Source organism: Streptomyces sp. SudanB25_2051 (genome assembly GCF_964272635.1).
GTDB lineage: Bacteria > Actinomycetota > Actinomycetes > Streptomycetales > Streptomycetaceae > Streptomyces.
The window spans coordinates 2,740,247-2,752,959 of record NZ_OZ186787.1 but is presented as its reverse complement, the minus strand read 5'-3'; the positions used below and the strand labels follow the sequence as shown (position 1 = coordinate 2,752,959).

Here is a 12,713-nt window from a genome sequence, read left to right as displayed (position 1 = left end):
CACATGCCTGCCCGGCACGAGTGTGCCGGGCACACGCCTGCCCGGCGGCCCCCCGCCGCGGGAGCCCCTGCCCGGGGACCCGCGCGGGCGCCTCGCCGACCGGGCCGGGGAAACCGTCACGCACCAGCTGTGACCACGGAAAGAAGCCGCCGGCGACGGCGGAGAGAAAGGACCGAGCAATGCGGCACGACCAACCGGATTCCGCAGTGGGCCGGGAGAAGCCGGACAGGCCGGAGAACGCGTTGACGGGCGGGCGCAGTCCGTGGGTCCTCGTCGCCATCGCCGGCGCGCTGGCGTTCACGGCGATGCTGGATATGAACGTCGTGAATATCGCACTGGCGACCATATCCACCGACCTGGACGTCTCCCCGTCCATGGCGCAGTGGGCGGTGCTCGGCTATCAGCTGGCCGTGGTGTCGCTGCTGCTGCCGGCGGGCCGCTGGCTGGACGGCGGCAGGGGCGGGCCGGCCGGGGACGGGGGCCGCGGCGTGGGACTGAGGCCGGCGCTGCTGCTGGCGGTGTCCGGTTTCTCGCTGTGCGGGCTGCTCGCGGCGCTCGCCCCGTGGATGGCGTGGCTGGCCGTCGCGCGGGTCGCCCAGGGCGTCTTCGGCGCGCTGCTGTTCGTGCTGATGCCGGTCCTGGTGATGCGGGCCGTGCCGCCGTCGATGCGGGGCCGCGCGATGAGCGTGCCCGCGACGCTCGGCCCGCTGGGCGCGGTGACCGGTCCGGCCGTCGGCGGGGTCCTGCTGGACGCGTTCGGATGGCGCGCGGTCCTGCTGGTCAAGCTGCCGGTGTGCCTGATCGCGCTGGTCGTCGTGGCGCGCGTACTGCCCCGGCGCGGCGGGCTCACGGCGCCCGGCCGGCAGCCGCTCGCCGACGCGGCGCTGGTCGGCGGTGCCGTCGCCGCGCTGCTGCTGGGGCTGACCCTCGCGCCGGAGGTTCCGGCGTGGCTGCTGCTCGGTCTCGCCGCGGTGCCGCCGCTCGTCTGGTGGTCGCGCCGCCCCGCCGCGCGGCCCGTCCTGGACGTGGTCCGCGCGTCGGGCGTGGGCGGGGTGTACGGGGCGGTGTTCGCGCTCGCCGCCGGGTTCGCCGCGATGCACTACGTGGTGGCGTTGCGGCTGCAGAGCGACAGCGGCCTGTCCGCGACGGCGACCGGCCTGACCGTACTGGCGTTCCCCCTGGCCATGGGCCTGATGGGGCCGCTGGGCGGGCGGCTCGCCGACCGGGTGGGGGCCCGCCCCACGGCGCTGGCCGGGGCGTGCGTCACCGCGCTGGGCCTGACGCTGCTGGCGTTGAGCGGCGACCACTGGACGCAGGCGGACATCGCCTGGCGGCTGGCGCTGGCGGGTGCGGGGATGGGCCTGTACGGCGGGCCGACGCAGACCCTGGTGATGACGGCCGCCCCGCCCCGCGCGGTGGGGGTCGCCGGGTCGCTGGTGCAGTTGTCCCGGAGCCTCGGCTTCGCGATGGGCCCCGCGCTGGCGGGCGCGGCGTGGGGCCTCGCGGGCCGCGCGCAGGGCACGGACGGCGCCCGGTACGGCCTGTACATCGCGGCGGGCGCGGCCTGGCTGTGCGTCCTGCTCCTGGCGGCCCGGCGTACCCGCCGCCCCGGCCCGCCCGCGGACACCCGCCCCCCGGGCCCGGCAGCCCGGAAACCGGAGACGGAGCCAGCGGCACGCTGACCCCCTGAAGGACCACCGTGCCCGGCCGTCGGGCCGGGTGATGAGGGGTGCCCCCCCAGAACCGCGAGCGGAGCCGAAGGGGCGCGCGGGTGTCGAGAGGGCGTGGGGGTCCCCCCGCTCGGGCCAAGCCGAGAGCTCGGGGGAGCGCGCAGGCCCTGAGGAACGAAGGGGGCGCCCCCGGACGGAGTCTGGGGGCGGCTGAGCGCGGACGTCCTCTCGGCACCCGCTCAATGCGCCCCGGAGGCGGGGACGAGCCTCAGGAAAGGGGTGCGTAGCGCCCCGGTGAGAGGATCCCGTCCGGGTCGAGGGCGCCCTTCAGGAGGGATATCGCCTCCCACGGCGCCGTGTCCCACTCCGTCAGCGTCTCCATGGTCTCGACGCCGACCCGGTAGAAGCGGAAGCCGTCCTCGTACAGCCGCCGGTGCAGTTCCGTGTTGCAGGCGCGGGCGGACTGCTCCTGCTCGGGGTCGTCGCGGTCGAAGTAGAGGTTGACGACCGACTCCAGGTAGTCGGGGCCGGTGGGGTTGACCGCGATGGCGGGGACGAGGCCGTGGTCCGCGCAGGTCTTCTCGATGACGGCCACGAGGTCGGCGACGGTGCGGCCGTCGACGGCGGCGACCGGCATGCAGGCCAGGTAGCCGACGGACGTTCCGTCGAGCACGTCCGGGTCGGCGGGGACCTCCTTGCCGGGCACCGACTGGTACAGGCCGTGCAGGAACGCCGTGGTGGGGCGCCCGGAGTGGACGTCCCACATGGCGGTGACCATCGGGTCGGCCCCGGGCTGGGCGGCGTCCTCGCCGGTGACGACCCGCACGGCGGCGCCGGCCGCGGCGAGGGTGCGTTCGGCGTCGGCGACGGCCAGGGCGACCTGCTCGGCGGTGCCGTCGACGGCGACGGCGCCCGTCCACGTCGGCACGCGGTCGCTCGCGGTCATGGCGAGGATGCGCTTGTCGTTGAAGATGTGGGTGATCGACCGGATCGTGCCGCGCAGGAAGAGCGTCCGCACGGCGTCGACCACGCCGGGCAGCGCCGTCTCGGACAGGGTGAACATCAAAAGGCGCAGCTGCTCCTGGCGGGGCAGCAGGTCCACGGCGGCGGCGGTCACGATGCCCAGGCCGGACTGGACGAACAGCCCGTCGAGCTGCGGGCCGATGCCGTACGGGTAGTGGTGCAGCTGCCGGGTGCTCTCCCCGGCCCACAGTCCGGTGCGCAGCCGCTGCCCGGTGCCGAGCACGACCTCCAGGCCGCGCACCTCCTCGGCGCGGTGGCGGCGGAAGCCCGTACCGCGTTCCAGGAGGTTGCCCAGCACGGAGGAGTGCGGGGAGGAGCCGGTCACGTTGAGGACCAGGTCCGGGTGGTGGGCGGCCAGGTGGTCGGCGAGCTGGAGCTGGGTGACGCCCGGTTCGACGATCGCGTACCGGCCGGCCGTGTCGACCTCCCGGATGCGGTTCATCGCGGACAGGTCGAGCAGCGCGCAGCCGTCCCGTACGGGCAGGCGGGAGCCGAGCCCCCAGTTGCGGCCCGTGCTGTACGGGTGGAGCGGCACCTTCTCCTCGCGCGCGATCCGCACGATGTCGGCCACCTGGGCGGCGTCGTGCGGCCGCAGGACGGCGACCACGCGGCGCGACGGGAACGCCGAGGTGTTGTGCGCGGCCTCCGCGAGGGCGGTCTCGTCGTACGCGACGGCGTCGGATCCGATGGCGTCCCGCCATCGCGTGACCGCTGACTCGTCGGCTGCGCTGCTGTTCTGGCCCATGCGACCCTCACCAATCTGCTGGTACGTGGATGGCGCCGCGCGCCGCCGCCCGCACCGCCCGGGTGGGCGGCGCGGGCGGCGGCGGCACGGCCTTGCCGGTGTACGGGTGGTGCCGGTGGTACAGGTGGTGCGCGCGACACCCGGAGCGCGAAGCCCCCGGGTGAGGCGCCCCGAAGCGCGAGGCCCCCCGGGCGCCCCGGGAGCGGCGTCCCGGAGCGCGAGGCCCCCAGGCGCCCCGGGTGAGGCGCCCCGAAGCGCGAGGCCCCGGGGTGCGGGCCCGTCAGGCCGCGTGGGTGCCCAGGTCGAGCATCCCGGCGTGCAGCAGCCGCTTCAGCAGCCGCTGCTGGCCGTCGTGGAGGTCCTGGACCAGCTCGCGCCAGAGCACCGGGCCGCCGCGCAGCCGCTCCCACAGGTCGGCGGCGCCCTCCCGCTCGTCCAGCCCGCGGACCTGGGCGCCCTCGGGGTCGTCGGTGAAGTGGAACCGGTGCGCGGCGAGCGTCCGGTCGAGCGGCGACTCCACCAGGCCGCCGTTGGCCACCGGGTCCGCCCAGTACGCGGCGATGGCCTTCTGCTCCTCCTCCGGCATGAGGTCCGGGTCCGGCGGGATGGCCGCCTTGAAGCCGGGGATGTCGAGGGCGGGGCCCTTCAGGACGGCGACGTTCTGCTTGAGGGCGACCTTCGTGTCGGCGTCCAGCGCCAGGTCGTTGGCCTCGGCGTACGCGGCCATGAACGGGCCGTCCACGTCCAGCCCCGCCAGGCCCTCGCCGCGGGTCAGCACCTGGAGCAGGTCCGGCGTGAACGCCGTGTTGAGCAGCGCGTGGAACGTCGACTCGTGGTCGGGACCGGCCGGCCCCTCGGTGCCGCGGCTGTTCCAGTAGACGCTGTCCGGGTTGTCCTTGCCGATGGCGTAGTACCACTGGTCGATGGAGAGCGCGAACGACGCGGCCATGCCGTGCCACTCGGTGTCGTAGTCCCGCCACATGCCCCGCACCTCGTCCTCGCCGAGGCCCTCACGGCGCGTCTCGCGGATCAGCGCGGCGGCGGCCCGGGCCTGGTTGGTGGCGAAGGCGACACCGGAGGAGAACAGCGGGTCGACGAAGTACGACGCGTCGCCGAGCAGGATCCAGCGCCCGTCGTAGTCCGCGAACTTGTCGTTGATCATCGAGTAGTTGGTCGCGGTCAGCATCTTGTCGCCGACCGGGGTGACGTCCTGGATCAGCTCCTTCAGCTTCGGCACCTGCTTGACCGTGCGGAGGAACACCTCCGGGTCGGTGAAGTCGGAGCCGGGCTGCTTGAGGATGGCCGGATCGGTGACGATGCCGATCGAGTGGGTCGTCACCCGCTTTCCGTCGATGATCTTCGGTACGGGGATGTACCAGCACCAGCCGTCGCGGAAGGCGAAGCAGCCGATCGGCGACATGTCGTGCTCGCGGAAGATGTTCCAGTCGCCTTCGAGCGACTGCGTCGTACGGCCGCCGAGGTAGTGCTGCCAGATGGCGATGTTGCGGTACCCGGACAGCCAGTCGCGGCGCTTCTTGGTGACGATGCTGTTGCGGCGGCCCGAGGCGTCGACGAAGAACCCGGCGCGGACGGTCCTGCCGTCCTTGAGGGTGACCTCCTGCCCCTGGCCGTCCGGCAGCAGCGTGCAGTCCGACACGGCCGTGCCCTCGAAGACCTCGGCGCCCAGCTCGGCGGCGTGGTCCAGCAGGATCTTGTCGAACTCGGACCGGTTGACGTGGATCGCCCAGCGGTACGCGCCGTCGCGCACCGTGTTGGAGTGGTCGAAGTACGCCACGTGCGGGTCCTGCCCGCGCCATTGGAAGATGCCGCCGAACTTCTTCACCCAGCAGTCGCTCGCCAGGACCTTGTCCAGCGCGCCCGTCTCCTCCAGGACGGGTATCAGCGGATGGGCGAAGGACTCCCCTATGTGCTCGCGGGGGAAGTCCTCCTTCTCGAAGACGGCGACGCTGAGGCCGCCCTGCTTCATCAGCAGCGCGGCGAGCGACGACCCTCCCGGGCCGCCACCCATGATCACCACGTCGTAGTACGGTCGCATCAAGTCTCGCCTCTCGGAAGTCCGGTTCTGATTCGGATGGTGCGAGTGGTGCTGATGGTGCGGGTCGTACGGGTGGTGCGGGCCGCACCGGTCGTGCCGGCCGGGCCGGCCGTACCGGTGGAGCCGGTCGTGGGGATGGTGCTCGCGGGTCCGGCGGACCCGGGCCTCACAGGACGTGCACGCGCCGCAGATGGCGCGGCGAGCCCTGCGTGAACGCGGTACGGCCGTGCAGCAGCGCGTGGTTGTCGGTGATGACGTAGTCGCCGTCCTCCCACGCGTGCTCGTACATCACGTCCGCCGCGTACAGGCGCTCCCGGATCTCGGCGAAGAACTCCTCCTGGCCGGTGCCCTCCGGCAGCCCCTCCACCTCCAGGAACAGCGGGCTCAGGAACTCCTCGGGCGCCAGCGGCTCGGCGTACCGGATGACCGGCGCCCCGGTGTGCGGGTGCGGCTGCACCAGCGGGGCGGTGATGTGCCCGCCGTAGTGCGCCGTCTTCTCCTTGCGGTACGTGACGCTCAGCGCCTCCCACTCGGCGCGCTTGGCGGCGGGCAGCGCGTCCAGCACCATCGTCGTGTCGCAGAACGTCGTACGTCCGCCGGTGCCGCGCGCGGGCGCCTTCACGCACTGGAACACCTGGTGCGTGGGCGTCCGCTCGGCGAACGCCCCGTCCCAGTGGTACGGCACCGGGCCCGGCGTGAACACGTAGTCCTTGGGGTCGGCGTGCACCTCCAGGTCGAGGACCTCGCCGAAGTTCCAGGACAGCAGGTCGCCCCAGCGCCGGGCGTACTCGACCAGCTGCTCCTTGTGCTCCCAGGGGCGGAACCCGCGCAGCACGACGATCCGGTGCTCGCCGACCAGCGCGCGCACGGCGTCGATGTCGAGGTCGCCGAGGTCGGCGCCCTCCTGCCGCGCCTCGACGACGGCGCCGAACGGCTTGACGGCGGTCAGGGTGTAGTCGGGGGACGGGGACAGGGTCATGACGCGACCTCCTCGATCAGGGGCTTGGCGGATGCCGTGACGTTCGGGGCGATGTAGTGGCTGACGCGGCCGCCGCGCATGACGAGCGTCGCGCCGAGCTGCTCGGCCTCGTGGCGCTTGACCAGGCGGATGCCGTCGCCGTCGTCCAGCGCCACACCGTGCCAGGGGGTCAGCCAGTTGTCCTTCGTCCGCATCATGTGGATGCCGATCTTCGGGGAATGGCTGACCTGCGGGTGGATGGAGAGCCGCAGCGCCTCGGGGAAGAAGTCCTCGACCAGCTGGCTCCACGCGTCACTGCGCTGGATCACCTGGTACGCCAGGGACTTGGTCTCCTCCCGGACGCTGTTGCGGCTGCGGCCGGTGCTCAGGGCCATCCGGTCCTCGAACAGGAACCGGTGGATGCCGCCGAAGATGTTCCGCGCGGCCGGCTCCGCGAGGGCCCGCGCCCGCACCTCCTCGACGGGGACGGCGTACTGGCTGGTGAGCATCGCCCGCTGCTCGTCGAAGGGGAAGCCGGGGAACGCGTCCTCCAGGCCGTAGGTGTTGATCGCGTCCGCGCCGATCGCCGCCAGTAACGACTCCAGTTCGACGCCGTACGCGTGGACGGTCTCGTCGGGCACGCCGACGAGGTCGCTGAAGACATGGCCGTCGGAGCAGATGGTGATCCGCGCGCCGGGCTCGTAGTAGTGGCGGGTGTAGTCGCACAGCTCCTGGAGGAACTCCAGCGACACCCGCTCCGCCATGTCGGGCAGCGTGCCCAGCACCTTCTGCGGGTTGGGCGACTTGGCCGGGAAGGCCGGGATGACGAAGTGGACGGGAACGCCCTGCTCGATGAAGCGCTCCACCTTCGGCCGGTGCAGCGCGAAGCACTCCTCGCACGTCCCGGCGGCGCAGTCGCCGTCCGCGGGTCCGTGGGCGAGGCGCCGGAACGAGAAGACCAGGCGGAGAATGTCGTCCGCGGGTGAACCGGACATCGTTCCCTCCTCGAGGGATAAGTGGGATGCGGTCATCGGATCGCGTGGAAGCTGATGCGCGCGGCGCGCGCGGCGGACTCCAGCGCGTCGAGGCGGGCCACCTCGACGTCCGGCGCCTGGGCGGGCCCGGGCCGGCCGTACCCGAAGCTCACCCAGGCCGCGGGCATACCGGCGGCGCGGGCGGCGGCGAGATCGTGCCGGCTGTCGCCGACCATCAGACCGGCGGTGCCGCCGGCGAGCCTCAGCGCGTGGTGCAGCGGTTCGGGCGAGGGCTTGCGCCCGGCGGGGCCGTCCCCCGTGACGACCGCGTCGAACCAGCCGTCGAGGCGCAGCGCCTTCAGCAGCTCGCCGGTCACGCCGCCCGCCTTGTTGGTGCACAGGGCGGTGCGGACGCCGGCCGCCCGCAGCCGCTCCAGCAGTTCGACGGCGCCGGGGTACGGCCGGGAGTCCTCGGCCGGCGACGCGGCGTACCCGCTCAGGTACGCCTCCTGGGCGCGGGCCGCGACGGCGGGGCCGACGGCGCGCCCGGACTTCCGTACGGACGCCTCGATCAGCGCCGTACCGCCCTCGCCCACCCGGTCCCTGACCTCGGCGCGGGACAGGACCGGAAGGCCGTGGTCGCGCAGCGCCGAGTTCACCGCGCGGACGATGTCGTCCAGGGTGTCGACCAGGGTTCCATCGAGATCGAAAAGGACTGTGTCCACGGTCCGGAAGCCGGTTTCCGTGGTTTCCGTGCGCGTAGTGATGACGGCCTCAATTCATCGGTACGAGTGCGGAGCCGGCGGAATTCCCCCCCACCGCCCCGGCGGTTTTCGGCCATGCCGAAGCAACACCTGGGCGGCGCCCTTGTCAAAGGGGCGCGCCGGGCGTGGCGGAAGTGCTTGCCGGGGACGGCGAAAGGGGCGCCGAAGCGCCCCGAGTGCATGGCTGGCAGCCCGCTTGACCTGGGCAGATGTGCTGAAGAAATATCAACGGGAGAGGTTCATCATCGTTTTACGCGTTGTTTACGCGAAAAGCTTGGAGATCTCCCGTGAGGTGCTGCCCGAACTGGGCATGAAACGCCAACCTGAGGCCCATCTTCTTGGTGGTCTTGGGCTTTTGTCAAGGGTCGTCCCCGGCGGTCCCCGAGCGGGAACGGATTGGTATCGACCTGGTAGCCCCGACCTTCAGGCTCATTGCTGCTGTCGTCATACGCCTGCAGAGGATGCCCTATGCCATGTGCCTCAATTCCTGCCTATAGCACGAGTGCGCAGGTGACCCGTCGGCGGATCACCAGGAACCTGGTGACGCTCGCAGAGCTGTACAACGAACTGACCCACTCCCTGAGCGCGGCGCGGACCTCGCGGGCGGTGGTGGAGCGGGTCCGTGAGCGCGGCACGCCCGGCATCCCGCTGAACAGCCGGGCCGTCGAGGTCAGGGACCGCATCCGGGGCGTACTGGCGAGCTGGGCGGCCGTGGTCCGCGAGGGCCGGGGCGTCGCGGCGCCCACCCGCAACGCGGTCGCGCTGCTGGCGTTCCTCAGCCACCACTCCGGCTGGCTGGCCGGGCACGAGGCGGCGGAGGACCTGGTCGCCGAGACCGACGAACTCGTCAAGTCCGCGTGGGGCGTGCTGTCCGGGCACACCGACCGCAGCATGCCGGTCGGCCCGTGCGTACGCCCCGGCTGCCCCGGCACCCTGGTGGCCCACCTCGGCTCGGGCACCTCCGGTACGCCCGCCTCCGGCGCGGCGCCGTCCGGACGGGCGGCGATCACCTGCACGGTGGAGCGCGGCCACACCTGGTCGCCGGAGCTGTGGCACACCCTCCACGAGACCCCGCCCCGCGCCGGCCGGGCCACGGCGGGCCTGACCGCCCGTGACATCTCCGTCGGCTGGCGCATCGCGTCGGGGACGGTGTACTGGCTGGCCAACACCCACGGGTGGCGGCGGCGCAAGGCGGGACGCCAGGTGTACTACGACCGCGACGACGTCCTGGCGACCATGCGCACCCGGACGGCCCCCGCACCAGCCACCCCCTGACCCCCACCCCGCAGGCCCCCGAAGCACCCCGGACCCGTGACGGCCAGGCGCGCCGCCCCCGTTGCGGGCAGTCGTTCCGCCCGCTGGGCGGACCAGCTGCCCGCGGCGGGGCAGATGCGCGCGCGGCCCGCAGGGCGGCACGGTCCCGCATGGGGCTGTGCCCGCCGGGCTGAGCGGGCTCATGGGGTCGCCGCCCTGGTCAGGGGGGACGGGGCATGGTGGTCGAAGGCGATCAGGGGGTCACCCGTCAAGGGGTGCTCCAGCACCGCCGCCCGCACCCCGAACACCTCCGCCAGCAACTCCGGCGTCAGCACATCCCGCGGCGTCCCCGACGCCACCACCCGCCCCCGGTGCAGCACGTGCAGCCGGTCGCACACGGACGCCGCCGCGTTCAGATCGTGCAGCGACACCAGCGTCGTCCGCCGCTGCTCCCGCAGCAGCGCCAGCAGTTCGACCTGGTGCAGCACGTCCAGGTGGTTGGTCGGCTCGTCCAGCACCAGCACCTCGGGGTCCTGCGCCAGCGCCCGCGCCAGCAGCACCCGCTGCCGCTCACCCCCCGACAGCGCCGAGAACGGCCGGTTCCGCGCGTCGCCCATCCCGACCCGCTCCAGCGCCCCAGCCACCACCGCCCGGTCGGTGGCGTCCTCACCGGAGAACGGCCCCTTGTATGGCGTGCGGCCCATCATGACGATGTCGCCGACCGTCAGCTCGAAGTCGCTGGTGCGCTCCTGCGGCAGCGCCGCCACCTGCCGTGCCGCCTGCGCGGGCGTCAGGTCCCACACGTCCCGCCCGTCGACCAGGACCCGCCCGGCCGCCGGCCGCAGATGCCGGTACACGGTGCGCAGCACGCTCGACTTGCCGCTGCCGTTCGGCCCGACGAGCCCCGCGATCTCCCCGGCGGCCGCGATCAGGTGGACCCCGGACACCACGGTCCGGCCCGCGTACGCGACGCTCAGCCCCTCGACGGCGATGTTCACGCGTTCCTCCCGAGCCGCCGGTCCAGCAGGTACAGCAGCGCGGGCGCCCCGATCAGCGAGGTGACCACCCCGACGGGCAGCTCCTGCGAGTCCAGCGCCGTACGGCACACGAGGTCCACCACGACCAGCAGCACCGCGCCGAACAGCGCCGACACGGGCAGCAGCCTCCGGTGGTCCGCGCCGACGAGCATCCGGCACGCGTGCGGCACCATCAGCCCGACGAACGCGATCGCCCCGGACACGGCGACCAGCACCCCGGTCAGCACGCTCGTCACGACGAACAGCTCCCGCCGCAGCCGCGCCGGGCTCACCCCGAGCCCCGCCGCGGTCTCGTCGCCCATCATCATCGTGTTCAGCGGCCTGGCCCGCGCCATCAGCAGCAGCAGCGTCACCGGCACCGCCACCGCCGGCACGGCGAGCGACTCCCAACTGGCCCCGCCCAGGCTGCCCATCAGCCAGAACAGCACGCCCTGCGTCTGCTGCTCGTCCCCGGCCTGGAGCACCAGATAGCTGGTGAACCCGGTCAGGAACTGCCCGATGCCCACACCGGCCAGCACCAGCCGCAGCGGCGAGAACCCTCCGCCGCGCCGGGCGATCAGCCACACCAGCGCGAACGTCGCCAGCGCCCCGGCGAACGCCGCGCCCGACGTGTCGAGCCCCAGCGCCCCGCCCGCCCCGAGGCCCAGCACCAGCGCGCCGACCGCGCCGAGCGACGCCCCGGAGGAGATGCCGAGCAGATACGGATCGGCCAGCGGGTTGCGTACGAGCGCCTGCACCGCCGTACCGACGAGGCCGAGCCCCGCCCCGACGACGGCGGCCAGCAGCGCCCGCGGGACCCGCAGCTGCCACACGATCAGGTCCGACGTGCCGGGCCGCGGCGGCTCGCCGGACAGCCGCCGCAGCACCACCGTCCACACCTCGCGCGGAGCCACGTCCGTCGACCCCCACGCCACGGCGAAGGTGAGTGCGGCGAGCAGCGCCGCGCCCAGGACGGCGGAGAGGACCCCGGCCCGCACGTGCCTGACCCCGGGCGCCCTGCCAGGCGAGTGGTCCGGGCCCGTGCGGGCGGGGGTGGTCTGCTTCTCGGCTTCCGCTATCGGCATCTAGCGCCCGGCCTTCACCTTGCTCGGGTACAGCGCCGCGGCGATCTTCTCGACGGTGTCGGCGTTGCGCACCCCGGCGATCGTCGTCGCCTCGGAGCCGATCCGCAGGAACCGGCCCTCCTTGACGGCCTTGAGGCCGCGCGTCGCCGCGTTGCCCTCCAGCCAGGCGCGGGCCTCGTCGAACGCCTTCTCCGTCGCGGCGGCGTCACCGCGGTCCCGCACGGCGAGCTGGATCCAGTCCGGGTCGGCGGCGACCACGTCCTCCCAGCCGACCTGCCGGAAGGTGTCGTCGCAGTCGGCGAAGACGTTCCGCGCGCCGGCCAGGGTGATCACCGCGTGGGCGATCTGCCGGTTGCAGACCGCGATGGGCTGCTTGGTGCCGGCGTCGTAGTCGAAGAGGAAGTACGTGGGCCGCTCCTTCTCCGGCGTCGTGCCGACGGCCTTCCGGACGGCGTCGGTCTTCCGGTTCATCCCGGTGACGAGTTCCGCCGCCTTGTCGCCCGTACCCGTGACGGCGCCGAGCGTCCGGATGTCGTCCGCCACGGCGGTGAGGTCGGTCAGCGGCTTCTTCGCCGTGCCCGAGCAGGCGGTGGACTTCAGATACATGTGGGTGATGCCCGCCGCCTCGAACTCCTCGGGGGTCGGCTTGTCGCCCATGCCGTGCCCGCCCCGGTTCGCGGACGCGAACGTGTCGATGTACAGATCGGCGCCCGACCCGAGGAGCTTCTCCTTGGGGATGACCGTCTTGCTCAGCACGGGGACCTTCAGCGCCCGCTCGCCCAGCTCCCCGGGGAGGGTGCCCTTGCCGGGCGGGAAGCCGGTGCCGACGACCTTGTCACCCGCGCCGAGCCGCAGCAGCAGCTCCAGGGCGGAGGCGTTGCTGGTGACGATCGCGCGGGGCGGCGCCGTGACCGTCGTACGGCCGCCCTCGCAGTCCGTCACCTCCACGGGGAAACCGGCGCCGCCCGCACCCCCCTGGGGCGCCTTGGAGGACCAGGCGGAGTCGGCACCGCCCGCTCCGCAGCCGACGGCGGCGGCCGCCAGCACCGCCACGACACCGCACCACACGCGAGGTTGCCTCACCACTGCTGACCCTTCCTGCCGTTCCGGACCGCCGCGAGCGGCCCGGGAGCCGAAGAACGACCCCGGACAAGTAGTCGGCGCGGCT

10 protein-coding genes are annotated in these 12,713 nt (G+C 73.3%); 2 read left to right on the top strand and 8 right to left on the bottom strand.

Annotated features, from left to right (window positions below; translation table 11 throughout):
• Nucleotides 1-179: 179 nt before the first annotated feature.
• Nucleotides 180-1,682: an MFS transporter gene (locus ACSUPT_RS12135; protein WP_436944247.1), complete on the top strand. Its 1,503-nt coding sequence runs from the start codon at nucleotides 180-182 to the stop codon at nucleotides 1,680-1,682.
• A 256-nt stretch (nucleotides 1,683-1,938) separates the two neighbouring features.
• On the opposite strand, the gene ACSUPT_RS12130 is transcribed toward ACSUPT_RS12135, so the two are convergent.
• The 5 genes from ACSUPT_RS12130 to ACSUPT_RS12110 all read right to left on the bottom strand — a co-directional run bounded on the left by ACSUPT_RS12130 (nucleotide 1,939) and on the right by ACSUPT_RS12110 (nucleotide 8,151).
• Nucleotides 1,939-3,438, bottom strand: coding sequence for an FAD-binding oxidoreductase (locus tag ACSUPT_RS12130; RefSeq protein WP_436944246.1), 1,500 nt, complete (start codon nucleotides 3,436-3,438; stop codon nucleotides 1,939-1,941).
• Between the two features lie 280 nt (nucleotides 3,439-3,718).
• Nucleotides 3,719-5,494 (bottom strand): tryptophan 7-halogenase, encoded by a 1,776-nt coding sequence (locus ACSUPT_RS12125; RefSeq protein WP_399218891.1) that lies wholly within the window; start codon nucleotides 5,492-5,494, stop codon nucleotides 3,719-3,721.
• A 166-nt stretch (nucleotides 5,495-5,660) separates the two neighbouring features.
• Entirely contained in the window at nucleotides 5,661-6,473 is an 813-nt protein-coding gene (locus ACSUPT_RS12120) for a TauD/TfdA dioxygenase family protein (RefSeq protein ID WP_361655485.1), read from the bottom strand.
• Complete coding sequence (locus ACSUPT_RS12115; protein WP_351964434.1) at nucleotides 6,470-7,447, bottom strand: isocyanide synthase family protein; 978 nt, start codon at nucleotides 7,445-7,447, stop codon at nucleotides 6,470-6,472. The genes ACSUPT_RS12120 and ACSUPT_RS12115 overlap by 4 nt, the downstream gene beginning before the upstream one ends.
• A gap of 32 nt (nucleotides 7,448-7,479) precedes the next feature.
• The gene (locus tag ACSUPT_RS12110; RefSeq protein WP_351964433.1) at nucleotides 7,480-8,151 is read right to left on the bottom strand and encodes an HAD family hydrolase; all 672 of its coding nucleotides are present in this window, start codon (nucleotides 8,149-8,151) and stop codon (nucleotides 7,480-7,482) included.
• A 579-nt stretch (nucleotides 8,152-8,730) separates the two neighbouring features.
• Here ACSUPT_RS12110 and ACSUPT_RS12105 point away from each other — a divergent pair.
• Entirely contained in the window at nucleotides 8,731-9,465 is a 735-nt protein-coding gene (locus ACSUPT_RS12105; protein ID WP_365727672.1) for a hypothetical protein, read from the top strand.
• 179 nt (nucleotides 9,466-9,644) lie between these two features.
• On the opposite strand, the gene ACSUPT_RS12100 is transcribed toward ACSUPT_RS12105, so the two are convergent.
• From ACSUPT_RS12100 to ACSUPT_RS12090, 3 genes are read right to left on the bottom strand one after another with little or no spacing between them, the layout of a single operon-like run.
• On the bottom strand, nucleotides 9,645-10,442 hold the full coding sequence (locus tag ACSUPT_RS12100; RefSeq protein ID WP_436944245.1) for an ABC transporter ATP-binding protein: 798 nt from the start codon (nucleotides 10,440-10,442) through the stop codon (nucleotides 9,645-9,647).
• Nucleotides 10,439-11,545 carry a FecCD family ABC transporter permease gene (locus ACSUPT_RS12095; protein WP_436944244.1) on the bottom strand — a complete coding sequence of 369 codons (1,107 nt, stop codon included), beginning with the start codon at nucleotides 11,543-11,545 and terminating at the stop codon, nucleotides 10,439-10,441. The genes ACSUPT_RS12100 and ACSUPT_RS12095 overlap by 4 nt, the downstream gene beginning before the upstream one ends.
• Nucleotides 11,546-12,628 carry an ABC transporter substrate-binding protein gene (locus ACSUPT_RS12090; RefSeq protein ID WP_436944243.1) on the bottom strand — a complete coding sequence of 361 codons (1,083 nt, stop codon included), beginning with the start codon at nucleotides 12,626-12,628 and terminating at the stop codon, nucleotides 11,546-11,548.
• Nucleotides 12,629-12,713 lie beyond the last annotated feature (85 nt).

Excerpts from the sequence above, each read along its gene's own strand:
- ACSUPT_RS12135 (WP_436944247.1), top strand. The coding sequence starts at position 180 with ATGCGGCACGACCAACCGGATTCCGCAGTGGGCCGGGAGAAGCCGGAC.
- ACSUPT_RS12130 (WP_436944246.1), bottom strand. The coding sequence starts at position 3,438 with ATGGGCCAGAACAGCAGCGCAGCCGACGAGTCAGCGGTCACGCGATGG.
- ACSUPT_RS12125 (WP_399218891.1), bottom strand. The coding sequence starts at position 5,494 with ATGCGACCGTACTACGACGTGGTGATCATGGGTGGCGGCCCGGGAGGG.
- ACSUPT_RS12120 (WP_361655485.1), bottom strand. The coding sequence starts at position 6,473 with ATGACCCTGTCCCCGTCCCCCGACTACACCCTGACCGCCGTCAAGCCG.
- ACSUPT_RS12115 (WP_351964434.1), bottom strand. The coding sequence starts at position 7,447 with ATGTCCGGTTCACCCGCGGACGACATTCTCCGCCTGGTCTTCTCGTTC.
- ACSUPT_RS12095 (WP_436944244.1), bottom strand. The coding sequence starts at position 11,545 with ATGCCGATAGCGGAAGCCGAGAAGCAGACCACCCCCGCCCGCACGGGC.